Source organism: Priestia koreensis (assembly GCF_001274935.1).
GTDB lineage: Bacteria > Bacillota > Bacilli > Bacillales > Bacillaceae_H > Bacillus_AG > Bacillus_AG koreensis.
Genome location: NZ_LILC01000002.1, coordinates 618559 through 640986 on the forward strand (window position 1 = coordinate 618559; position 22428 = coordinate 640986).

At 40.5% G+C, this 22428-nt stretch carries 19 protein-coding genes, 1 other RNA gene, 2 pseudogenes and 1 riboswitch; of the genes and pseudogenes, 16 read left to right on the plus strand and 6 right to left on the minus strand.

The features are described 5' to 3' along the window. Positions 1-75: 75 nt before the first annotated feature. The 6 genes from AMD01_RS02980 to rnpB all read left to right on the plus strand — a co-directional run bounded on the left by AMD01_RS02980 (position 76) and on the right by rnpB (position 6114). A complete protein-coding gene (locus AMD01_RS02980) occupies positions 76-2355 on the plus strand; it encodes a DEAD/DEAH box helicase (protein WP_053399891.1) in 2280 nt (759 codons plus the stop codon). 138 nt (positions 2356-2493) lie between these two features. Then, the gene (locus AMD01_RS02985; RefSeq protein WP_245638869.1) at positions 2494-3711 is read left to right on the plus strand and encodes a ribonuclease H-like domain-containing protein; all 1218 of its coding nucleotides are present in this window, start codon (positions 2494-2496) and stop codon (positions 3709-3711) included. A 343-nt stretch (positions 3712-4054) separates the two neighbouring features. Next, complete coding sequence (locus tag AMD01_RS02990) at positions 4055-4348, plus strand: CotD family spore coat protein (protein ID WP_053399893.1); 294 nt, start codon at positions 4055-4057, stop codon at positions 4346-4348. 97 nt (positions 4349-4445) lie between these two features. Then, positions 4446-5000, plus strand: coding sequence for an SLOG family protein (locus tag AMD01_RS02995; protein ID WP_053400106.1), 555 nt, complete (start codon positions 4446-4448; stop codon positions 4998-5000). A gap of 270 nt (positions 5001-5270) precedes the next feature. Continuing rightward, positions 5271-5588 carry a cell division regulator GpsB gene (gene gpsB, locus AMD01_RS03000; protein WP_053399894.1) on the plus strand — a complete coding sequence of 106 codons (318 nt, stop codon included), beginning with the start codon at positions 5271-5273 and terminating at the stop codon, positions 5586-5588. Between the two features lie 137 nt (positions 5589-5725). Further along, positions 5726-6114, plus strand: an RNA gene (gene rnpB, locus AMD01_RS23315) — RNase P RNA component class B. Positions 6115-6237: 123 nt separating this feature from the next. On the opposite strand, the gene AMD01_RS03005 is transcribed toward rnpB, so the two are convergent. Next, positions 6238-7143: a TetR/AcrR family transcriptional regulator gene (locus AMD01_RS03005; protein WP_053399895.1), complete on the minus strand. Its 906-nt coding sequence runs from the start codon at positions 7141-7143 to the stop codon at positions 6238-6240. Between the two features lie 72 nt (positions 7144-7215). Beyond that, positions 7216-7380, minus strand: coding sequence for a hypothetical protein (locus AMD01_RS23855; protein ID WP_157052585.1), 165 nt, complete (start codon positions 7378-7380; stop codon positions 7216-7218). A 324-nt stretch (positions 7381-7704) separates the two neighbouring features. Between AMD01_RS23855 and AMD01_RS03010 the strand changes: the two genes are divergently transcribed. The 8 genes from AMD01_RS03010 (at position 7705) to AMD01_RS03040 (ending at position 17743) form a co-directional block, all read left to right on the plus strand. Then, positions 7705-9294, plus strand: a complete 1590-nt coding sequence (locus AMD01_RS03010) for an MDR family MFS transporter (RefSeq protein WP_053399896.1) — start codon at positions 7705-7707, stop codon at positions 9292-9294. Between the two features lie 182 nt (positions 9295-9476). After that, positions 9477-11147, plus strand: coding sequence for a glycoside hydrolase family 13 protein (locus tag AMD01_RS03015; RefSeq protein WP_053399897.1), 1671 nt, complete (start codon positions 9477-9479; stop codon positions 11145-11147). A gap of 175 nt (positions 11148-11322) precedes the next feature. Continuing rightward, a complete protein-coding gene (locus AMD01_RS03020; protein WP_053399898.1) occupies positions 11323-12468 on the plus strand; it encodes a THUMP domain-containing class I SAM-dependent RNA methyltransferase in 1146 nt (381 codons plus the stop codon). A gap of 285 nt (positions 12469-12753) precedes the next feature. Continuing rightward, entirely contained in the window at positions 12754-12930 is a 177-nt protein-coding gene (locus AMD01_RS23320) for a DUF3934 family protein (RefSeq protein WP_083446396.1), read from the plus strand. 378 nt (positions 12931-13308) lie between these two features. Further along, entirely contained in the window at positions 13309-13500 is a 192-nt protein-coding gene (locus AMD01_RS03025) for a hypothetical protein (protein ID WP_053399899.1), read from the plus strand. Between the two features lie 202 nt (positions 13501-13702). Continuing rightward, on the plus strand, positions 13703-15631 hold the full coding sequence (locus AMD01_RS03030; protein ID WP_053399900.1) for an ATP-dependent DNA helicase: 1929 nt from the start codon (positions 13703-13705) through the stop codon (positions 15629-15631). A 117-nt stretch (positions 15632-15748) separates the two neighbouring features. Further along, a complete protein-coding gene (locus tag AMD01_RS03035) occupies positions 15749-15934 on the plus strand; it encodes a hypothetical protein (protein ID WP_053399901.1) in 186 nt (61 codons plus the stop codon). Between the two features lie 288 nt (positions 15935-16222). Continuing rightward, positions 16223-17743 (plus strand): carboxypeptidase M32, encoded by a 1521-nt coding sequence (locus AMD01_RS03040; protein WP_053399902.1) that lies wholly within the window; start codon positions 16223-16225, stop codon positions 17741-17743. A 155-nt stretch (positions 17744-17898) separates the two neighbouring features. Here the strand turns inward: AMD01_RS03040 and AMD01_RS23325 are convergent. The 3 genes and pseudogenes from AMD01_RS23325 to AMD01_RS03050 form a co-directional block, all read right to left on the minus strand. Beyond that, a pseudogene (locus tag AMD01_RS23325) lies at positions 17899-18051 on the minus strand (IS5/IS1182 family transposase); the annotation flags it as partial. 305 nt (positions 18052-18356) lie between these two features. Beyond that, positions 18357-19328, minus strand: a complete 972-nt coding sequence (locus AMD01_RS03045) for a sugar phosphate isomerase/epimerase family protein (RefSeq protein ID WP_053399903.1) — start codon at positions 19326-19328, stop codon at positions 18357-18359. Positions 19329-19372: 44 nt separating this feature from the next. Then, positions 19373-20452, minus strand: a complete 1080-nt coding sequence (locus AMD01_RS03050; RefSeq protein WP_053399904.1) for a Gfo/Idh/MocA family protein — start codon at positions 20450-20452, stop codon at positions 19373-19375. Positions 20453-20753: 301 nt separating this feature from the next. Here AMD01_RS03050 and AMD01_RS03055 point away from each other — a divergent pair, with 301 nt between their 5' ends. Further along, entirely contained in the window at positions 20754-21473 is a 720-nt protein-coding gene (locus AMD01_RS03055) for a ThuA domain-containing protein (RefSeq protein WP_053399905.1), read from the plus strand. Positions 21474-21623: 150 nt separating this feature from the next. On the opposite strand, the pseudogene AMD01_RS03060 reads toward AMD01_RS03055, so the two are convergent. Further along, positions 21624-21854 (minus strand): annotated as a pseudogene (locus AMD01_RS03060) (transposase); the annotation flags it as partial. Positions 21855-21972: 118 nt separating this feature from the next. Between AMD01_RS03060 and AMD01_RS23860 the strand changes: the two are divergent. Continuing rightward, positions 21973-22119 carry a hypothetical protein gene (locus AMD01_RS23860; protein ID WP_157052586.1) on the plus strand — a complete coding sequence of 49 codons (147 nt, stop codon included), beginning with the start codon at positions 21973-21975 and terminating at the stop codon, positions 22117-22119. Between the two features lie 143 nt (positions 22120-22262). Beyond that, positions 22263-22364: riboswitch (purine riboswitch) on the plus strand. Positions 22365-22428: the final 64 nt, after the last annotated feature.

Consider the following 22428-nt stretch of genomic DNA (forward strand, 5'->3'; position numbering starts at 1 on the left):
AGTTCATCCACGTTCGTAAAAACTAGTGGTTTTATTCAGAACGCATATTCGGTAAAATAGAAGCAGGTGATGAAAATGAGAGTAAAAAAAGAGTTGCATGAAATTATTGACCTTTTAAAAGAAAATCCTGACTATAAAGATCAGGTTATTCATTGGGAAACCATTGAGCCAACGGAAGCCAAAACGACTCCGTTTCCTGATTTTATGGATGAACGATTAAAGATCGCCTTAGAAAATCGTGGTATTGGCGCTCTTTATACCCACCAAGAAACGGCCTTTCATAAGGCTTATCATAAACAGCACTTTGTGGCGGTTACGCCAACAGCATCTGGTAAAACGCTGTGCTATAACCTTCCTGTTTTACAAAGCGTGCTAGAAGATGAACAGTCGAGAGCTCTTTATTTGTTTCCAACAAAAGCACTCGCACAGGACCAAAAGAGCGAGATTAACGAGATGATCGAGGAAATGGGTGTGCCGATTAATAGCTATACGTATGACGGCGATACACCTGCAAACATTCGTCAAAAGGTACGAAAAGCAGGTCACGTCGTTATTACAAATCCAGATATGCTGCATTCTGCTATTTTGCCACATCATACAAAATGGGTGTCTTTATTTGAAAACTTAAAGTATATCGTTATTGACGAACTGCACACGTATCGCGGCGTATTTGGAAGTCATGTTGCGAATGTAATTCGTCGATTAAAGCGCATTTGTGCGTATTACGGTAGCAATCCAACATTCATCTGTACGTCTGCTACCATTGCCAATCCAAATGAGCTTGCTTCGCAGCTAACAGGAGAACAGGTTACCTTGATTAATAACAACGGTGCTCCGACCGGACGAAAGCATTTTATTTTTTATAATCCACCGATCGTAAATAAGCCACTTAATATTCGACGCAGCGCTACCCTTGAGGTGCGGAAGCTTGCGGGAGAATTTTTGAAAAATAAAATTCAAACAATCGTGTTTGCGCGCAGTCGTGTCCGAGTGGAGATCATTTTAACGTATCTTCAGGAGCTAGTGAAAAACGAGCTGAGCGCGAAATCCATTCAAGGTTATCGGGGTGGATATTTACCGAAACAGCGCCGTGAAATTGAGCGAGGACTACGAAACGGTGAAATATACGGAGTCGTCAGCACGAATGCGCTTGAGCTAGGAGTTGATATTGGTCAGCTTCAAGTATGTATTATGACCGGATATCCTGGAACGATTGCAAGTGCCTGGCAGCAGGCAGGACGAGCAGGTCGTCGTCACGGAGAGGCGGTTATTGTGATGGTAGCAAGCTCTAGTCCACTCGATCAGTATATTATCCAAAATCCTGCGTATTTCTTTGAGCAAAATCCAGAAACAGCCCGAATCAATCCAGATAACTTGGTGATCTTAGTTGATCATGTAAAGTGTGCATCCTATGAGCTGCCGTTTAGACAAGGAGAGCAGTTCGGCGGGGTGGATATTGAAGACGTGCTCGAATTTTTAGGTGAAGAGCGCGTCGTGCATTTAAACGGTGACAAGTGGTATTGGATGAATGATTCATTTCCTGCTCACAACATCAGTCTGCGTTCTGCATCCCAAGAAAACGTGGTGATTATTGATATTTCCGACGTAGCGAACGTCAAAGTCATTGGAGAAATGGATACGTTCAGTGCGATGACGCTGTTACATGACGAAGCTATTTATCTTCATCAAGGTACGCAGTTTCAAGTAGAGGAACTAGATTGGGACGAGAAGAAGGCGTATGTTCGGGAAGTGGACGTCGACTACTTTACGGATGCAAATCTAGCGGTTAATTTAAAGGTGCTAGAAGAAGACAAGCATTTTGAACACGCACCTTATGAGGTGGGCTATGGCGACGTAATGGTAAGCGCGATGGCAACGATTTTTAAGAAGATTAAGTTTGAAACACATGAAAACATCGGATCAGGTCCCATTCATCTCCCGGAAGAGGAGCTGCATACGAATGCTGTTTGGATTAGCTTTGAGCCTGATGCGTTGTTCGGAGGATCAACGGAGCGTGTGGAACAAGCGCTTATTTCCGTGTCACACTCTCTTCAATCCATTGCGCCGCTTATGGTCATGTGCGATCCGTCTGATTTGCACACCGTTCCGCAGTTAAAAGCAGTGCATAATGAAAAGCCTACGATCTTTTTATACGACCGCTATCCAGGTGGCGTCGGTCTCAGTGACAAGGTGTATACGATGATGGATCAGCTTCTAGAAGAGGCATATGGGATGATTGGAGACTGTTCGTGTGAGTCAGGATGTCCTTCTTGCATCGGAATGGAAGCGACGGGTGACACGGCGAAACAAGACGCGCTAAAGCTATTGCGTCTTCTGCAATCAACTTCTGAATAAATGCTAAACACTAGGGAACCTCCTTAGTGTTTTTCTTTGTGCGGAAAATGAAAAAGGATTCGAAAACGTGATATAGTAAACGAAACAATATGAGAATAAAAGGTGATGAAGGTGTCCCTAAAATCAAAATTGAACCGGATGAAAAAGCATATTTCAAAAGAAGAAAACAAGCCCGTGGAAAAACCTGCACAGCACATTATAGAGGGAAACATCCCCTTTTTAGCAGAATGGCAGGCGTTTAATGCTGTCCCGCATTATGTGGAGAAAGAGTACATTTTTGTGCGAAAACAGCGCTATTCATTGAACCATCAGCACGGCCTGTATGCATTTGGTGAATTGTTTGAGGTGAAAAATCAGTGGGTAAACAGTGATGTGAGACACCCTTTGTCGTTAAAATCGACAGAGGTAGAAGAACTGTTTTTCTTTGATACGGAAACAACAGGTCTTAGTCATGGAACAGGTACAACCGTGTTTTTACTAGGAGTAGGAAAGGTGACATCACAAGAGGTCGAGGTGACACAATATTTACTGCCGAGCCCTAGTGCTGAAGCCGCTCTTTATTATTCCTTTCTTCAGGACTTAGAGCAAAGTAAGCTAAGCGTCCATTATAATGGAAAATCCTTTGACTGGCCGCAAGTGCGCACCCGCCATACGCTTTTAAGAAATCACTTACCGGCGCTTCCGAGCTTTGAGCATTTTGACTTACTTCACCCCGCTAGAAGGCTGTGGAAACATCGGATGGAATCTGTGAAATTAACAAAAGTAGAGCAGGACATTTTACAAGTACAGCAGCGCGAGGATGATATACCAGGGTTTTTGGCCCCAATGATTTATTTTGACTACATAGAGTCAAAGGATCCAAAGGGGATCTTTGAAGTTATGAAGCATAACGAGCGAGATATTTTATCGTTAATTACCCTCTACATTCATATTTCCAAAGGTCTGCTTGGAGTGGAAACGAAAAGTCAGCGGGAAACGTTTGAAATAGCCAAGTGGTATGACAAACTAGGTGATCAGTCTACGGCACAGCATTTCTATGAGACGATTACAGCCGACTCGGTGAAATACAGCGAGGCACAAATGGCACTTGCAAAACAATACAAAAAACAAAAGCAGTGGGATGAAGCTGTTGAAATTTGGGAAAGTCTTGTGGGAGAAGATGATGAAGTGTCGCTTGAGGCGGGAATTGAGCTTGCGAAAGTGTACGAGCATCAGAAAAAGGATGTGGAAAAAGCGCTTCGGTATGCTGAAGCATCCTATGAGAAATGGGTACAAAACGAAGCGGGAACTGACCGTGAAGAAGACGCGTTTCAAAAGCGAATTGGGCGGCTTATAAAGAAGCTCGGTAGGCAGTAAGTATTTAGCATCAATCTCCTGTATAAAATAGAAAATTAGCAAAATTACGACATTTTCTATTTTTACACTTTTGTATTGTCCTATTTTTCAGTCATTGTTAAAATATTGCATTGTAATGATTGAATTATAGAAAATACTACACTCATTGGAGATGGTTACATGAAAAACATCATTTTAGTCTCATTTTTTGCAGTAATTTGCTTAACGGTTATTGTATTATCAGGAATGAAAAATACAGGTTTTACTTTTTAACATAAATTAGGTGTTTATATCAGTACAGGTATCATCGTTCTTTCATACTGTATTAATGTAAGTAAAATACAATATGAAAGGGGAATGCTTTATGTTTGGTAGACCACCAATCGTTATGCCACCTGTTGTTCACCCAACGAAATGTTGCGTGCAGTTTAACTGTCAAGAGGTTATCGTGCCTCATGTTCATCCGACTCACACAACGTTTGTAAATCAAACAAATTTCAAGCACAATCATTATTTCCCACAAACTCAATCAGCACTTGACCCGACAACTAGCCAGCACTTCAGCTGCGGTCAGCCGCCTTGTTGTCCACAAGGACCAATGGGAGGTCCACAGGGCCCATGGGGACCTAGACCACCTCACGGGTATGGCGGATATTAATGATTTTTTAGGAACTGACACTGTTCAGTTCCTCTTTTATTTATCGGCAGCTTTCGTCTATACTAAAGGAAACATGTATAAAAAAGAGGTGATAATCATGCCGAAAGTAGTAGCTGTCACAGGGTATAAGCCATTTGAGCTAGGTATTTTCAAACAAGATCATGAAGGCGTGGGATATATTAAAAAAGCCATCCATAAAAAGCTCGTACCGCTTATAGAAGAAGGGCTAGAGTGGGTCATTATTAGTGGTCAATTAGGGGTAGAATTATGGGCGGCAGAAGTCGTATTTGACCTTCAGCTCGAATATCCTCAGCTTCAGTTAGGTATTTTAACGCCTTTTCTAGAGCAGGAAGAAAAGTGGAATGAACAAAATAAAGAGTTGTACGAATTTATTTGCAGTCAAGCTGATTTTATGGATAGCATTACGAAGCGAAAATATGAAAGCCCCGAACAATTTCGTATGAAAAATCAATTTTTCATACAAAAGAGTGATGCGCTATTAGTTATGTTTGATGAGGAGCACGGTGGAAGTCCCAAATTTATGTACGAAACCGCTAAAAAATACGCCGAACGCTATCCGTATGATATTTGGACGATTACCTCGTATGATTTACAGGATATTGTAGAGGAAGAAAAATACAATCAGTTTTAACCGTCTTGTCGAAAAAAACGTTTGAAAGAAAATTGACATTTCACTTTATTTTTGAAAAAATAGAGGAGAAACATTTGGACAAAGATAGCTTTGGTTTCTCTAGGTAATTGTAAGCTTTCTTCGTTGAGTTTGTTTACATATCTAATCATACCGAGTATAACTAGCGCTAAATTTCGCATAAAGTTAGGGTTGTACATATTGCGTTGGGTATACTAATATGTATAAAATAAAAAGAAATAATAAGGGTTATTGTACCGAGGTGAGAAAAGAATGTTATCTGATAAAATTAAATTTAGTGCCAAAGAGATTTTAGAAAAAGATTTTAAAACGACGATGCGTGGTTACAGCCAAGAAGAAGTAGATAAGTTTTTAGATGGAATCATTAAAGACTATGAAGTGTTTTATCATGAAATTGAGGAACTGCAGCAGGAAAATCTACGCTTGCGCAAGCAGCTAGAAGACAGCAGTAGAAGACAGCAGTCATATTCAGCACCGTCCTCTACACAAGCAGGAACAACAAATTTCGATATTTTAAAACGTTTATCGAACCTAGAGAAGCATGTATTTGGTAGCAAGTTATACGAATAAACCATCGGATTGGGGCGTCGTAAAGTCTGCCCTCTAATCCAAATGTTGGACGAAAAAAACAGTTTTTAAAAAAGATGCAAAAAATCATTTGCATCTTTGTTCATTTTTTATTATACTATGATTTGTCGTTGACAATAACGTTCGAGCAATCGCTGTACTGCTTGACAGTGCAGAGGAAAGTCCATGCTCGCACAGGCTGAGATGCTTGTAGTGTTCGTGCCTAGCCAATTCATAAGCTAGGGTAGTCTGGTCTTTGACTGGGCTAACGGCAGGGAAAAAGCCTAAGTTCATCTGAATATGGCTTGAATACCTATAACGTGCCACAGTGACGTAGTCTTATCAGAAATGATGAGAGTGGAACGCGGTAAACCCCTCGAGCGAGAAACCCAAATAATGGTAGGGGCACTTTTCGGAAGGAACTAAACGGATGAAAGGACAGATACCAATCTGTAGATAGATGATTGCTACCGGAGTACGAGGTTGCGGACCGCTTGCAGTACAAAGGTACAAAACATGGCTTACAGAACGTTATTGATAAGCATCACGATCACAATAAATATTCATTGATTATTTTAATCAATCCACACCAGCTCTCCAAAGCACATTGGAGGGTTTTTTTATGCAAAAAAAAAGCGAGGACTTCTCGCTTTTAGTGGGCGTTTGTTAACATTGGTAAGGACATTCGAAATTCCGCTATTAATGGCTGAAGTGCTTCGATGTTAAACTGTTCGATCATGAGAATCAGCCCTTCAATAATAATCATTCGAGGCTCGCTGTGATCTTGTTCTAATTCTTCTATGAGCGCATCAATAGAGGAGGATGCTTTTTCAAAGTAAGGCTCGTTTATCGTAAACTCATGACAAATTTTTTTCATGTCCTTGCACAGGGAGAGAAGTCGTATCTTTGTGCTCTGTCCGGCGCATGAAGTTTTCATATATTCGTTCATTAACGTTTTATTTAAAATCGTTGTCGCACTCACATCAAAGCTTTTTACAATCCCATCAATGCGATGGACTAAAAACTGCGCTAGTTCGTCCACTTTTATCGCAATGTTTTCGGAAATGATGTAAAACATGTATTCACGAATCATGCCGCTTAAAATGGCAATACAATCATAAATATGCGGTTCAATTTTCGGTCCGTACATTTGGCGTAAGCGAACTTCATACCAGTTGTGAAGCTGAGCACGCATTTTGAAAAAATATTCACGCATGCCTTCTTTCATCTCACCTGCCTGTTCACGCATATGCATATGAAAATAATCTTTGTACTTCACAAATTCCTCTAACTGAATTTGGATTTGTTTCACAAACATTTCTCGTGGTGGAAGACTCGGATCTTTATCTAAATGAACAATTTTTTCAAATAAAATGTCGTGATAATATTTTAAAATGGAAAACAGTAAATCTTCTTTGGATGAAAAATAGTTGTAAACAGAGCCCTTGGCAATGCCACTTTTTTCTGCAATTTCTTGAATAGATGTCGCGTGATACCCCTTTTTGGAAAAAAGTTTCATCGCTACTTCTAAAATACTTTTTTGTTTTTCGTTTATCATTCTTTACACGTCCTCTTGCAAAATCCTTGATCAAAAATTACTAATGAATTACCTCTAGTATAACGTACATCATCACTTTTGTGGAATCGATTCAGTAGCGGGATACAAATGCTTCAGCAGAGGAAGTGAAAGAGCAGCTCGCGGTTTAATAAATTCAATCTGAATACCCTGTAATTTAAATTTTTCGACCATGTTTTTTAAACGTGTTTGTCGCTTTGTAAGTGCAGCATTGTTCAACTCTTTCCTCTCCTTTTTGTAAAGCTCAAACGAAAGTGCCTATATACTGTTCGTTCAAATCCTTTTATTTTTGGGATGACCAGTCGGTCATGATAAAACCTTTGACTTATAAATAACTATGTCTTATAATCTGACTGAACGGTCATTTTACATTCATCATACCTTTACCGAAGAAAATAAGCAACACTTGAGGTGGTAAGCGAAGAGGATTATTTATCGCTCTTTGTAAGAGGTTAAGCAATGAATAAAAATGCCGATACATTGGATAGCCTTACGCAATAGGGCAAACGTATAAACACATAGAATGAAATGGGGAGTCATCATATGGAACAACAAGTTCAACCGGGAATTAATAAACGTCTCGTAATTATTGGTCTAATTATAGGGATGTTTTTTAGTGCGCTTGAGCAAACCATTGTCGGAACAGCAATGCCAACAATTATTGGTGAATTAAACGGGTTCTCAATTTTTGCTTGGGTCACAACAGCGTACATGATCACATCAACCGTCGTTATTCCGATTGTCGGGAAGATGTCCGATTTGTACGGTCGACGATTTTTATACTTACTTGGAACGATTATCTTTATTATCGGTTCCGCGCTTTGTGGAACCGCTCATAGCATGGAGCAGTTAGTACTGTACCGTGCGCTTCAAGGTATTGGGGGCGGGATGATTATGCCGCTATCTCAAACAATTATTGGTGATATTTTTACAGCGGAACAGCGTGCAAAATGGCAAGGGATCTTCGGAGCACTGTTTGGATTAAGTTCTGTAATCGGTCCGTTTATTGGTGGGTTCATTGTTGATACAATTAGCTGGCACTGGATTTTCTTAATTAACGTACCGTTTGGTTTATTATCTGCCATCCTAATCTTTATTGGAATGAAGCATGAAGTGGTAGGCACAAAAGAAAAAGTATACATTGACTACTGGGGAATACTTGCCCTTGTACCTGGGTTAGTTCTATTGCTTATCTGGCTCACGTTCGGAGGCGATAAATTTGCTTGGGGATCTACCCAAAGTATTGTCATGATTGTAGTTGCGGTTGTCCTACTAATCGCATTCGGTATTATTGAAACGAAAGTCAAAGAACCGATTTTAGATATGAGCTTGTTTAAAAACCGTGTGTTTGCGACGGTGAATGGTTTAGGCTTCTTAATTGGTTTGGGAATGTTCGGAGCAATTATGTTCGTACCTCTATTTATGCAAGGAATTTTAGGTGTAACTCCAACACAAGCGGGGTCTACGATGACGCCGATGATGATTTCACTGATCATTGCGAGCATTATTGGAGGACGTTTGCTACTCAAATTCACGTTCCGCACCGTGCTAACAGTCGGAATGCTGATTACAACAGGCGGCTTTTACTTAATGAGTACGATGGGTCTTGAATCAAGTACAATGACGGCTTATGCATATATGGTGATTATGGGATTCGGAATGGGTCTAGTGATGCCAACGCTTATGATTGCGATTCAAAACGAATTCCCAAAAAGCCGTCTAGGTGCGGTAACGTCTGCTTCTACATTCTTCCGATCCATTGGAGGAACGATTGGTGTGACGGTGTTAAACGTTGTCATGAATCAATCGCTAAAAGATAAGATGGTGGATGCAGCAGCAGATGAGAAAAATCCAATGATTCAAGGTGTTCTTGAGAAGCTTAGTGACAAAACAGATGCGTTGTTTGGTCTATTAGTAAAGCCAGACGCGCTTAAAATGCCTGATCAAGTGAAAGCACCAATCATTCATACGATTGAAAACGTCTGGACGTCTTCGTTTACAACGGTCTTCTTAACAGGACTTGTATTTGTGGGACTTGGTATCTTCGTTGCGCTATCCGTAGGAAACGGACGCATTAAGCGTGATAAAGAAAAAGAAGCGGAAGTACAGGCGCAAGAGCAGCCAATAAGCTAAAGGTGTAGATGAGAGAAGGAGAGATCCTTCTCTTTTTTTAGTTGTAAAAGAAGTCATCATTTATGTTGAATAGAAGGAAATTTTGCTAAAAGTCTATTTTTTTATGCGTTTTCATTATAGAATAGGGGAAGATGCATACGCATCATAAACATTGATTTTGTTTTTGTGAGGGGTTGAACATATTGGAAAAGAAATGGTGGAAAGAAGCGGTCGCTTATCAAATATATCCACGAAGCTTTATGGATTCTAATGGAGATGGAATTGGCGATATTCAAGGGGTTATTTCAAAGCTCGACTATTTAAAGGACTTAGGAATTGACGTAATTTGGATTTGTCCAATTTACAAATCGCCAAATGATGATAACGGTTACGATATTAGTGACTACAAAGATATTATGAAGGATTTCGGCACGATGGCTGATTTTGATCAGCTGCTTGACGAAGTGCATCGCCGAGATATGAAGCTAATTATGGATCTGGTCATTAACCATACGTCAGATGAGCATCCGTGGTTTGTAGAATCTCGCTCATCAAAAGATAATCCGTACCGTGATTATTACATGTGGAAAGAAGGAAAAGAAGGCAAGGAGCCAAATAACTGGGAGTCAATTTTCAGTGGTTCTGCATGGGAATATGATGAAGCAACAGACGAATACTACCTGCACGTCTTCTCTCGCAAACAGCCAGATTTAAACTGGGAAAATGAATTGGTTCGAAACGAGCTTTATGAAATGGTGAACTGGTGGTTAGACAAAGGAATTGACGGTTTCCGCGTCGATGCGATTTCACACATTAAAAAGGTAGAGGGACTACCTGACTTACCAAATCCAGAAGAGCTTGATTATGTACCATCTTATGAAGGACATATGAACCGACCGGGGATTCAAGAATTTTTAAAAGAGCTAAAAAATAGCACGTTTGATAAATATGACATTATGACGGTTGGAGAAGCTAATGGAGTAAAATGGGACGGTGCTAGTCAGTGGGTTGGTTCTGAAGAAGGAAAGTTCAATATGATTTTTCAGTTTGAGCACATGGGGCTTTGGTCAAAGGGAACAGACGAACCGCTTGATTTACTGCAACTGAAGATGATTTTAACGAACTGGCAGCGCGGATTAGCAGAAGTAAATGGCTGGAATGCGCTCTACTTAGAAAATCACGACCAAATTCGTTCTATTAATAAATTTGGTAGCATGGAATTTCGTGAAGAGAGTGCGAAGTGTTTAGCGGCGATGTACTTTTTAATGAAGGGCACACCATTTATTTATCAAGGCCAAGAAATTGGAATGACGAACGTGAAGTTCGCAACAATTGATCAGTATGATGATGTGGGCATGATTAACTACTACCGCATTGAAACGGAAAAGGGTCGTCCACATGAAGAAATTATGAAGGTTATTTGGGAAGAAGGACGTGATAATTCACGTACACCAATGCAATGGTCTTCAGAAGAAAATGCGGGCTTTACAACTGGTACACCGTGGTTCGGTATTAATCCAAACTTTATCGAGGTTAACGTAAAAACACAAACAGACGATCCGCAGTCTATTTTAAACTTTTACAAATCGCTCATCCATATTCGCAAAACAAACGACGTGTTAGTCTACGGAGAATACGATTTACTTCATCCGGATCATACACAGCTTTTCGCTTATACTCGTACACTAGGCGACGAACAAGCGTTAATTGTGTGTAACATGTCTGATCAAGAAGCGAAATTTGAGCTTCCTGAGGAAATGAACGTAACGAATCAAAAGCTGTTGCTTCATAACTATCCAGTGGAAACAATTGAATCGGTTTATTCATTTAACCTAAAGCCATATGAGACTCGTGTGTATCTTTTAACGAACTAATCTAGGCAAACGGTTGCATATTTTACAAAAGCTCAGCTTTTTAACTAGCTGAGCTTTTTGTATGGGGAAAATTTAAGTGTTTTGACACCGTATATTCTCATATAGGACATTGAAACATGATGCCCGTTATGGTAATTTAACAGAAGGTAAATAACTAAAAGAACGAGGTTTAAGGATGAAAAAAGAGTATACATTAATTGCAACAGCCGCAATGGGCTTAGAAGCTCTTGTTGGACAAGAAGTTCGAGATCTTGGCTATGATGCACAAGTCTCAAACGGCAAAGTAACGTACCGCGGAGATGCTCTAGCGATTGCTAGAAGTAACATTTGGCTTCGTACGGCTGACCGTGTTCGTGTAAAAGTGGGCGAATTCCGTGCCACTACGTTTGATGAGTTATTTGAAAAGACAAAAGCGCTTAATTGGGGAGATTTTCTGCCAGAAGACGCAAACTTTCCTGTTAGCGGAAAATCTGTTAAGTCAAAGCTATTTAGCGTATCTGATTGTCAGGGGATCGTAAAAAAAGCGATCGTTGAAAAAATGAAGTCTCACTACAAAAAAACAACAAGCTGGCTAGAAGAAACAGGCCCGACGTTTAAGATTGAAGTGGCACTTTTAAAAGACGTGGCAACCATTACCATTGATGCAAGTGGAGCGGGGCTTCATAAGCGTGGTTATCGTGTTGGACAAGGGGAAGCACCTCTAAAAGAAACGCTTGCGGCAGCGCTTGTGAAGCTTACAAACTGGCATCCAGATCGTCCGTTTGTTGATCCTTTCTGTGGGTCAGGTACAATTGCGATTGAAGCAGCGCTTATTGGTCAAAATATTGCACCCGGTTTTAACCGTGAGTTCATTTCTGAGGATTGGCCTTGGGTACCAGAAGATGTGTGGGAAAAAGCACGTGATGAAGCGGAGGAGCTAGCAAACTACGATCAGCCCCTGGATATTACCGGTCTTGATATTGATCATCGCATGGTCGAAATTGCTCGCCAAAACGCATTTGAAGCAGGTCTTGGGGATCTCATTACATTCAAACAAATGCAAGTATCTGACTTTACCACGAGAAAAGAATCTGGAGTAATTGTTGGAAACCCACCATACGGGGAACGTCTAAGTGACCGTCCGTCAGTCGAGCATATGTACAAAGGGATGGGAGAAGCGCTTCTTCCTCTTGAAACATGGTCGATCTACATGCTGACGTCACACAAAGGCTTCGAGCAAGTCTACGGAAAGCCTGCGACTAAAAAGCGCAAGCTCTTTAACGGATTTATTGAAACGGATTATTACCAGTATTGGGGCAAACGTCCTTCTAAAACGAATTGATATATCGATGGTTTGAAGGCTGTCAAATATAGTAATCAAAAGCTTATTGAATTATTTTTGATGACACAACGTGATGTGAATCTCTAGAGAACGGCATTGAAACAGCAAAATGATCAGGATAATCTGTTGAATAATATTGATAGAGGGTCATTTAAAAAGAAGCAGGATTTCTGCTTCTTTTTTAGGCTCTGGTGTTGATTACCTTATAAAACGGACATGTCAGTTAAGTTGCAGGTGCAAATCAACGACGATTGGCTCAACATAGAAAAATAATGGAGTGATGATATGAGTAAAGCTAAGGGTAAAGGCGGAACGGGTAGAGGAACAGGTAAGAAGGGCTGGACGCGTTGGCAATCTAGTGCCAACAAAGCAAAGAGTGCCAAACCTTATACAAGCAAAGGTGTCAAAAAACGTGATGGTGCAAAGGCGACCAATAATAAAGGTGATACATCCGAGATGTAGTGACTGCTGAAAAACCACCATTTCGTTAATGCGGCTGCGATCCTTCCATAAGGATATCGATTATTCTTCGTTCTATTAACTGTTTAGTTAAATTAGGCAGTGAAAGTAACGCGAATGCGTTTGCAGGAATCGTTTAACGGATTTATTGAAACGGTACTACTAACAGTACTGGGATGAACGTCCGTGGAGAAAAGAAAACTAAAATGTAAAGCACCTCAAGCAGATGAGGTGCTTTTTTCTATTTAAAGCGATAAGTGCCACTTTCGTTTGACACAAGAGTAGAGGATTAGCTATCTAAAAGATGCATAAAATTCCTTTTCTCGTCATATACTAACAGTATTTACTAAATCTAGCGTTATAGTAAGGAGGAGTTTAGTTATGGCTAGAGACGGAGTTAATTTTGCACTTATTAATCAGGCGCTTTCGCGCAGTTATCATTTATTAGCTGAAAACGGAGGCGTAGCGCAAGAAAGCTTAGCTGAATTAGAACAAGCAAAGGGTGATCTAGAAAAGGCATTAGAGTACGCTTCCTCAAATGAACGAATGTATTGGTCATCGTTCGATTCGTAATAAATTTCTTTTTAACATAGAAGGAGAACGAGTATTCTCCTCGAATATAGTAGGATAAGAAGAAAGGTGCCTACCAAAAAAGAGCATGTGCAGAATAACGCTTCTACACGTGCTCTTTTTTTCTGTTTGTATTGACTTTTTGATAAATATAATGGATAATCAGAGATTGTCTAATTTAGATTTTGAAGGAGTATTAATAACCATGATCAGAGAGCGTTTACCCTTTGAAATGAACCCGAAAGAGAACTTTTTTGAAAAGCTTAATGAATGGATCGGGGATGTATTTTACGATATTTTACCTGAAGCAGGATTAGAGCTTCGTGATGAACAAATTTTTATGGCGTTTCAAGTGGAACGCGCCTTTAAAGAAAAAAATATTATGTTTGCAGAAGCAGGGGTAGGAACGGGAAAAACGATTGTATACCTACTTTACGCGCTATGTTACGCACGATATACAGGAAAGCCAGCAATCATTGCTTGTGCGGATGAAACGCTTATCGAACAGCTTGTGAAAGATGAGGGCGATATTGCAAAGTTATCGAAAATCCTTGATTTGAACATTGATGTTCGTCTTGCAAAATCACAAGATCAATATCTATGCCTGAAAAAACTTGAGAATGTGATGGTCGCATCAGAAGACGAAAACATCGATGGAGTCTACGATACGCTTCCTGATTTTGTGCATGATCGAAGTGGTATGCAGTCTTTTTATCATTACGGAGATCGTAAGGAATACCCGAACTTAACAGATGATCAGTGGAGTAAAATTAACTGGGATACGTTCCAGGACTGTTTCTCTTGTGATCAACGTCATCGCTGTGGATTAACGTTGTCTCGTGAACATTACCGTAAGTCAACGGACTTAATTATTTGCTCACATGACTTCTATATGGAGCATGTTTGGACATACGATGCGAGAAAACGAGAAGGTCAGCTTCCGTTATTACCTGAAAGCAGTGCCGTTGTATTTGATGAAGGACATTTGCTTGAGTTTGCAGCACAAAAAGCATTAACGTACCGCGTGCAAGAAGATACGCTTGAAAACTTGCTTACGCGTCTGCTAGAAAATGATGTGCGTGAAGAGTTTGCGTTTAAAATTGAGCGTGCATTAAAACAGTATTCAGCCTTTTTTGATACGTTATTTGAATCAAGTGTAGAAGTAAGTGGATCAGACCGAAAAGAAGTCAAACTGACGAAAGAGCTTCAAACGGTCGCGCAAGATTTGCTTGATTTACTAGAGGAAATCGGAAATGATCTTGTGTTTGAAAGTGAAACGTATACGATTGATGAGTATGCGCTTCGTATTGTAGATGAATACTTGGATCAAATTGATTATTCACTTCGCCTATTTATGAAAGATGATCAAGCGATTTACTGGGTAGAAGAGCTTCACGGTGAATTAACGCTTGTGATTATGCCACAAGCGGTGAAAGATATCTTAAAAGATCAGGTCTTCTCACAGAAGAAGCCGTTCCTATTTACTTCTGCTACCCTTTCCGATAATGAAACGTTTGATTATTTAGCGTATAGCTTAGGAATTAGCGACTACTTGTCCTTTACGATTGCTTCTCCGTTTGATTATGATGAGCAAATGAAGATTAACGTAAAGAAAGTATCGAGTGAAGATTCGTTCCAACAAAAGCTTCAAGATAGCATGAAAGAAGTCGAAAAAACAGGTGGACGAGCTCTCTTCTTATTTACGAATAAAGAGGAATTAGCCCGCTTTAAAGCGTCTGTTAAAGACTATGGACAATATGAATTCCTATTTGAAGGTGATCAGGAGATTAGTAAGCTTGTCGCGCGTTTCCAGCGTGAAGAAGAAACCATTCTTTGTGCCGTTCACCTTTGGGAAGGTCTTGATATTCCAGGTCCTGCTTTATCGAATGTCATTATTTGGTCACTACCGTTCCCACCGAACGATCCTGTTTTCCAGGCGAAACGAAACCAAGTAGCTGACCCATTCTTAGATGCGGATCTTCCGTACATGCTGCTGCGTTTAAAGCAGGGAGTAGGTCGCTTAATTCGTTCGCATGAAGACAACGGATTTATTACGATTTACGTGGATGAGAACATTGAGGACGAGCTTTTAACAACGGTGAAAAAGAATTTACCAACAGCCGCTCAAGGATAAAAAGCGGAGACTCTAGTAAAAGCTAGAGTCTCTATTTTTTATGTGCTTTCTGAAATTAACTTCAATTAACAAACTATGAATACGTTGAATGGTTATTTTTAATAAAGGAGTTTTAATGTGAAAACACTCATATGGAAGTCTATGCTAGTCTTTCTACTCACATTTGTTTCTCTATTAATTGCAGGAAAAATATTTTTTCCTTCAGAAGTAAATACGGCTGGAGTAGTTCGAGCTTTATTTATTTCTTTAGGTTCAACCATTGGTTGGGGAACGATTAAATACTCAGAAAGAAAAAAAGTTTAATACCAGCTAGGTAGTGAAAGATTAAATGCATCAAAAAAAGTAATTTTCTCATTTAAAAGGACGCTATAAATGAGTTGTATCGGAATTTTATCGCCTTTATCGCAAAAAAGATTGAGAGACGTACTACCACGAGAAAGCGTCCTTCTAATTATTGAGACAGAGTCATAGAAGCCTTCTATGAACTATTTTAGGACCAGACATATGAATTCTTTGAAATCGACTTCATTTAATAGATATGATAAAATTATTCAGAAAGTTCCGTTTTTATATATGGAGGGGGAAAAGAGAATGGAAACAAACATTCAGCAAGTAGAAAAAGATTTTTTGCAGTATGTCGGTAAAATCCGTAGCTACGGGGAAGCCATTGGCGTTATGTATTGGGACTTACGTACAGGAGCACCGAAAAAGGGCGTTGAACAGCGCTCAGAAGTAATTGGTGTGTTATCATCTGAGACGTTTGCGATGTCAACATCAGATGAAATGGCAGGCTATATTGCACAATTAAGTACACCAGAAGCACATACATACATATCAGAAGTAACGAAAAAAGCGGTAGAAGAATGTAAAAAAGAGTACGACTTGAACAAAAAAATTCCTGCTGACGAATACCGTGAGTACGTAATCTTAACGTCAAAAGCAGAAGCAGCGTGGGAAGAAGCGAAAGAAAAAGCCGATTTTTCAATGTTTCAGCCGTATCTTGAAAAGATCGTTGAGTTCAATCGTCGTTTCGTTGAGTATTGGGGCTATGAAGGAAACAAATACAACACGCTTCTTGACTTATATGAGCCAGGGGTGACGGTAGAAGTAGTCGATCGCGTTTTCGGTCAAGTTCGTGATCGTATCGTGCCACTTGTTCAACAAATTATGTCTTCTACTCATAAGCCAGATACATCGTTTTTACACCGTCATTTCCCGAAAGACAAGCAGCGTGAGTTCAGTCTTGCGATTTTACAAGAGCTTGGGTATGACTTTGAAGCAGGTCGTCTAGATGAGACGGTTCACCCGTTTGCAACTGGTTTAAATCCTGGAGATGTTCGTGTAACAACACGCTATGATGAAAAAGATTTCCGTACGGCTATTTTTGGAACCATTCATGAGTGTGGTCATGCGGTCTATGAACAAAATATTTCAAAAGAGCTTGTGGGTACGAACCTTTGTGATGGTACCTCAATGGGCATTCATGAGTCACAATCGTTATTCTTTGAAAAATTCATCGGGAAGAACTATTCGTTCTGGAAGCGCAATTATGATGTATTGAAACAATATGCACCAGGCCAATTTGATGACGTAGCGCTAGATGATTTTTACCGAGGGGTAAACGAATCAAAGCCGTCACTTATTCGTATTGAGGCAGATGAGCTAACATATCCACTTCATATTATGATTCGTTATGAAATTGAGAAGGGCCTTATTAACGGAGATATCGAAGTGAAAGATTTACCACAAGTTTGGAATGATAAATACGAAGAGTATTTAGGCGTTCGTCCAAGCCACGATGGTGAGGGAGTTCTTCAAGATGTTCACTGGTCAGGTGGAAGCTTCGGTTACTTCCCGTCTTATGCACTAGGATATATGTATGCAGCGCAATTTAAAGCAGCAATGCTGAAAGATCTTCCACAGTTTGATGAGCTTTTAGCGGAAGGCAAATTCTCTGTCATTCGCGAATGGTTAACAGAAAACATTCACCAATACGGTAAAATGAAGAAACCATTAGAAATTCTTCACGATGTAACGGGTGAAGGACTTAACGCTCAGTATTTAATCGACTATTTAGAAGAGAAGTATAGCCGCGTTTATCAACTAGTATAAGAAAAAAACAAGGAGCCGTAATGAGGCCACTGACAAACCTCGGCTTTTTTAGATGATCAGTAGTACGTAAGACAGAAAAGCTGGATCTATTCCGTTTTTTGGAATAGATCCAGTTTTTTCTTCATTCTTCTTTTCATGTTTTCCTTCATTAGATTTCACATTCTTTTTAGGTTGACGGTGAGAATGGCTATTGCCCCTTGCATCTCCATGACAACGAGACCCATGGATGTGGCGACATCATATCCGTGTCTGTGCTTGAATTCGCTATTCTTCGCTTCAATTTTAGACCGTTCCTTGGATTTCTCTTCTTGAAGTATGCTTCCTTTTAAATAAATAGATTTTCTTTAGTATCAAGCAAAAAACGGCCAACTTCCTTTCAAAATGGAAACTTGGTGACTACATCTGATGCAGTCGCTCTAGGTGGTTTGGAACGGAAGGTGCGAGACTCCTGCGGGATTAGCGTGACAGGTGAGACCCCGCAGAGCAGCGAGGAGGCTCACCGCACGCCCCGCGGAAAGCGAAGCGACCTGGAGTGGAAATCAACCGACTCCGTTATGAATGCAATCCTTTACAGACTTTTTCAGTGGCCTCGCCGTAATGACCCCTTGTTTTTTTATGCCCACCAAATCTCAGATTGTTTTTCAAAGAATAGGGCACGCTTAAGCGTATCAACAGCTTTTGAAAACCCTTCTTCTACAGAAGCGAGGCCGTCTTCGTGCTCAATGCTGATTGCACCATCATATCCAATCATACGCAGCGTAGAAACGATGTCCTTCCATTTCTTTTCGTCCATTCCATATCCGACGCTTCTAAATGACCAGGAGCGGTCCATAAATTGATCATATGCTTTTGTATCGAGCACACCATTTTTGGCTGTGTTCGTTTGATCCACATATGTATCTTTTGCATGAACGTGGAAAATCGCACCCGCTTTTCCGAGAAGCTTAATCGTTTCAACAGGGTCCATTCCTTGCCACACAAGGTGACTAGGGTCATAGTTTGCGCCAATTTCTGGACCGACCGCTTCACGAAGACGCAGAAGTGTTTCAGGATTATATACCATAAACCCTGGGTGCATCTCAAACGCGATTTTAGTTACGCCATGTTCACGAGCAAAAGCCGCTTCCTCTTTCCAATAAGGGATGAGCTGTTCGTTCCACTGCCAGTCTAAAATCTCTAGGTAATCAGGTGGCCATGCGCAAGTAACCCAGTTTGGATGTTTTGAATGCACGGAATCGCCTGGACATCCTGAAAACAAGTTGATTGTATCGAGTCCTAACTTCTCAGCAAGCAGAACCGTCTCGCGCCACGTGTCATGCGCACTCTTAGCCGTTTCTTGATTGGGATGGAGCGGATTCCCATGGCAGCTTAAAGCGCTAATTTCAAGGCCTCGGTCTTGAATTTGTTGCTGAAACGTCTTTAATGCTTCTGCTTCTTCCAATAAAATAGAAGGGTTGCAATGATGATTTCCCGGGTAGTTTCCTGTACCAAGTTCAATCGTTTGAAGCCCTTTTTCCTTGATTCGGTTCAACGCTTCCTCAAACGGAAGGTTTTGATACAATACCGTTAGCACGCCTAATTTCATTTCTCCCTCACTCCTTGTTGGTTGTCATAATCTTTGCGTTCGTTTTATGCGGTTACTTCAGATGTATCTTCATTTCCTTGCAGAGACACTTCTTTGCCATTTTCACTAGATACATAGATCGCGTCTAAAATTCGATTAATACGCTGTCCAGCTTCTCCACTTGAGATCGGCTCTTTGCCTGTTTTAATACACTCGATAAAGTGAGCCCACATTTCGCGACGAGCCTTTGGATCATCAAACATCACTTTTGGCTCGGTATCTTCTAAGATGCCATTCTGCTCGCTAAAAATCTTTAATGGCTTTCCGTTTTCAAGCTGAATGCCGGCTTTTTCACCGTAAAGCTGCATAAATACCCTTTCCTCTTCCACGTTCGCTGCCCAGCTAACGTCAAGCGTAATAGTGGACCCATTTTCAAGACGAATAAAGGCGCTCGCAAAATCTTCTACATCAAATGTGCCGCTTGCATTTGCAACGCCCCAAGCACGAGAGGTGCTCTTATCACCAAATGCGCGGTAGGTTTGACCTGTAACGCTTGTAATCTCAAGGTCACCTAACAAATAGAGCGTAATGTCTAGCATATGAACTCCTAGATCAATAAGAGGACCGCCACCAGACAACGCTTTATTTGTAAACCATCCGCCCCAGCCAGGAATGCCTGATCGTCTGATCCAACCGCATTTTGCGTGATAGATTGGACCGGTTTTTCCTTCGCTGATGAACGATTTTAAGTACTGAATATCATCGCGGTAACGGTTATTAAAAGCGGTCATTAAAATTTTCCCCTGCTGTTTTGCAAGCTGAACCATCTGAGCCGCTTCGTCTTCATTTAATGCAAGCGGCTTTTCACATAGCACGTGCTTGCCTGCTTCTAAGGCCGCTTTTGCCATTGAGAAGTGAAGAAAATTAGGGGTTGTTACAACGACCGCATCAAGGTCTTCATTTAATAAATCATGAAAATCCGTAAACGTTTTCGCTTCAGGGAATAATAAAGAAAGTTCTTCGGTTGCCGCTTCATTCAAGTCTGAAATTGCGACGACCTTCACTCCATCCGCCAATGCTTTTAGTGCAGGTGCATGAGCACCCCTGGCAATTCCACCGGCACCGATCATTCCTAGTTTAATCATATGGTCATCTCCTTTTACCTGCTAAAAAACGGGATAGTACTTGTCAAGTTGTATAAGTCATGAGAGAATGCAGGTATAACCTTCTTTAATCTGAAAATTCGATCTTGAAAGCCCTTTCTATAACTCTATGATATAATTATACACAGTTGCTTTTCAAGGGGAAAATTTCCTGCCTGTTACTAAAACGTTTACTCAAACGTTTTTACAAGGGAAATCTTTCACTGTAGGATAGGTAAATTGAGCGGTTTTAATAGGTTAAAAGAAGAATTTACTTTTACTAAACAATCAAGGGGATGAAGAAATGAACGTAACAATTTGGAACGAATATCGTCATGAAAAGAAGAATGAAAAGGTACGTGAAATTTATCCAGAAGGTATTCACGCGGCGATTGCGTCTTACCTAGGGGAACAGGGTATTTCTACTAAAACAGCAACTCTTGATGAACCAGAACACGGCTTAACAGATGAAGTGCTAGAAAAGACGGATGTGCTTGTATGGTGGGGTCATATTGCACACGATGAAGTAGAAGAAGAGATTGTTCAAAAAGTCGTACAGCGTGTATTAGACGGAATGGGGCTTATTGTTCTTCACTCAGGACATTTCTCAAAAGTGTTCAAACGTCTAATGGGAACAAGCTGTGATTTGAAATGGCGTGAAGCAGATGATAAGGAACGTTTGTGGGTCGTTAATCCTTCTCATCCAATTGTTGAAGGAATTGGCGAATACATTGAGCTTCCTCAGGAAGAAATGTACGGCGAGTTCTTTGATATTCCAGCTCCTGATGAAGTGGTACTTGTAAGCTGGTTCACCGGTGGAGAAGTATTCAGAAGTGGCTGTACGTTCAAGCGTGGTAACGGTAAAATCTTTTACTTCCGTCCAGGTCATGAAACATACCCAACTTATCACAATAAAGACGTTTTAAAAGTGATTGAAAACGCGGTGAAATGGGCAGCACCATCAACAAACAAACGCCCGGTTTTCGGAAATGCAAAGCCTTTAGAAGCGGTACCTCAACGATAATAACAAGGAACAAAAAAGGAAGCTGAGCAACGAGGCCACTGAAAAACTTCGGATTTTTCAGATGATCAGTAGAACGTAAGACAAAAAAGTTGGATATATTCCTTTTTTTTGGAATTTATCCAACTTTTTCTTCATTCTTCTTCCCTTGTTTTACTTCATTAGCTTTAAAATTCTTTTTAGGTTGACGGTGAAAATGACCATTGCCCCTTGCATTTCCATGCCAACGAGACCCGTGGATGTGGCTACATCATACCCATGTCTATGCTTGAATTCGCTATTCTTCCCTTCAATTTTAGACCGTTCCTTGGATTTCTCCTTGAAGTATGCTCCTCTTTGAAAAGTTGCTTGTTCAGTATGTTCCGTTGACTTCAATGAAACGGAATCATTGGAACCACCCTTTTGAATAAATGGATTTTCTTCATTATAAAGTTAAAAACGGCCAAGTTCCTTTCAAAATGGAAACTTGGCCGTTCTATCTGATGTAGTCGCTCTAGGCTGATTGGAACGGAAGATGCGAGACTCCTGCGGGATTAGCGTGACAGGTGAGACCCCGCAGAGCAACGAGGAGGCTCACCGCACGCCCCGCGGAAAGCGAAGCGACCTAGAGTGGAAATCAACCGACTCCGTTATGAACGCAATCCTTTAAGGACTTTTTCAGTGGCCTCTGAGCAACGCTTCCTTTTTTTACGGGTCTAAAAACAAATATTTCCCATAAACATATTCTATATTGTTCGGTATTTGTTTGAAAATGTCTTTCCAAGTTTCGTCTTAGGTGATATAATGCAACTAATTCAATAAACAATTTGTACTCATATAATAGCGGGAATATGGCCCGCAAGTTTCTACCAAATCACCGTAAACGATTTGACTATGAGTAAACGATGCATATCGCTATTTTATTGATCACAAATAGTCGAGGGCGTTGTTTTACTCATGTTTGAGTAAAACAACGCCC

What these genes read in the sequence shown, in the direction of transcription:
- gpsB (WP_053399894.1), top strand. Translation starts at nt 5,271, where the DNA reads ATGTTATCTGATAAAATTAAATTTAGTGCCAAAGAGATTTTAGAAAAA.
- AMD01_RS02980 (WP_053399891.1), top strand. Translation starts at nt 76, where the DNA reads ATGAGAGTAAAAAAAGAGTTGCATGAAATTATTGACCTTTTAAAAGAA.
- AMD01_RS03005 (WP_053399895.1), bottom strand. Translation starts at nt 7,143, where the DNA reads ATGATAAACGAAAAACAAAAAAGTATTTTAGAAGTAGCGATGAAACTT.
- AMD01_RS03045 (WP_053399903.1), bottom strand. Translation starts at nt 19,328, where the DNA reads ATGAAATTAGGCGTGCTAACGGTATTGTATCAAAACCTTCCGTTTGAG.
- AMD01_RS03050 (WP_053399904.1), bottom strand. Translation starts at nt 20,452, where the DNA reads ATGATTAAACTAGGAATGATCGGTGCCGGTGGAATTGCCAGGGGTGCT.
- AMD01_RS03040 (WP_053399902.1), top strand. Translation starts at nt 16,223, where the DNA reads ATGGAAACAAACATTCAGCAAGTAGAAAAAGATTTTTTGCAGTATGTC.
- AMD01_RS02985 (WP_245638869.1), top strand. Translation starts at nt 2,494, where the DNA reads ATGAAAAAGCATATTTCAAAAGAAGAAAACAAGCCCGTGGAAAAACCT.
- AMD01_RS02990 (WP_053399893.1), top strand. Translation starts at nt 4,055, where the DNA reads ATGTTTGGTAGACCACCAATCGTTATGCCACCTGTTGTTCACCCAACG.
- AMD01_RS03020 (WP_053399898.1), top strand. Translation starts at nt 11,323, where the DNA reads ATGAAAAAAGAGTATACATTAATTGCAACAGCCGCAATGGGCTTAGAA.
- AMD01_RS23320 (WP_083446396.1), top strand. Translation starts at nt 12,754, where the DNA reads ATGAGTAAAGCTAAGGGTAAAGGCGGAACGGGTAGAGGAACAGGTAAG.
- AMD01_RS03010 (WP_053399896.1), top strand. Translation starts at nt 7,705, where the DNA reads ATGGAACAACAAGTTCAACCGGGAATTAATAAACGTCTCGTAATTATT.
- AMD01_RS03030 (WP_053399900.1), top strand. Translation starts at nt 13,703, where the DNA reads ATGATCAGAGAGCGTTTACCCTTTGAAATGAACCCGAAAGAGAACTTT.
- AMD01_RS03055 (WP_053399905.1), top strand. Translation starts at nt 20,754, where the DNA reads ATGAACGTAACAATTTGGAACGAATATCGTCATGAAAAGAAGAATGAA.
- AMD01_RS03025 (WP_053399899.1), top strand. Translation starts at nt 13,309, where the DNA reads ATGGCTAGAGACGGAGTTAATTTTGCACTTATTAATCAGGCGCTTTCG.
- AMD01_RS02995 (WP_053400106.1), top strand. Translation starts at nt 4,446, where the DNA reads ATGCCGAAAGTAGTAGCTGTCACAGGGTATAAGCCATTTGAGCTAGGT.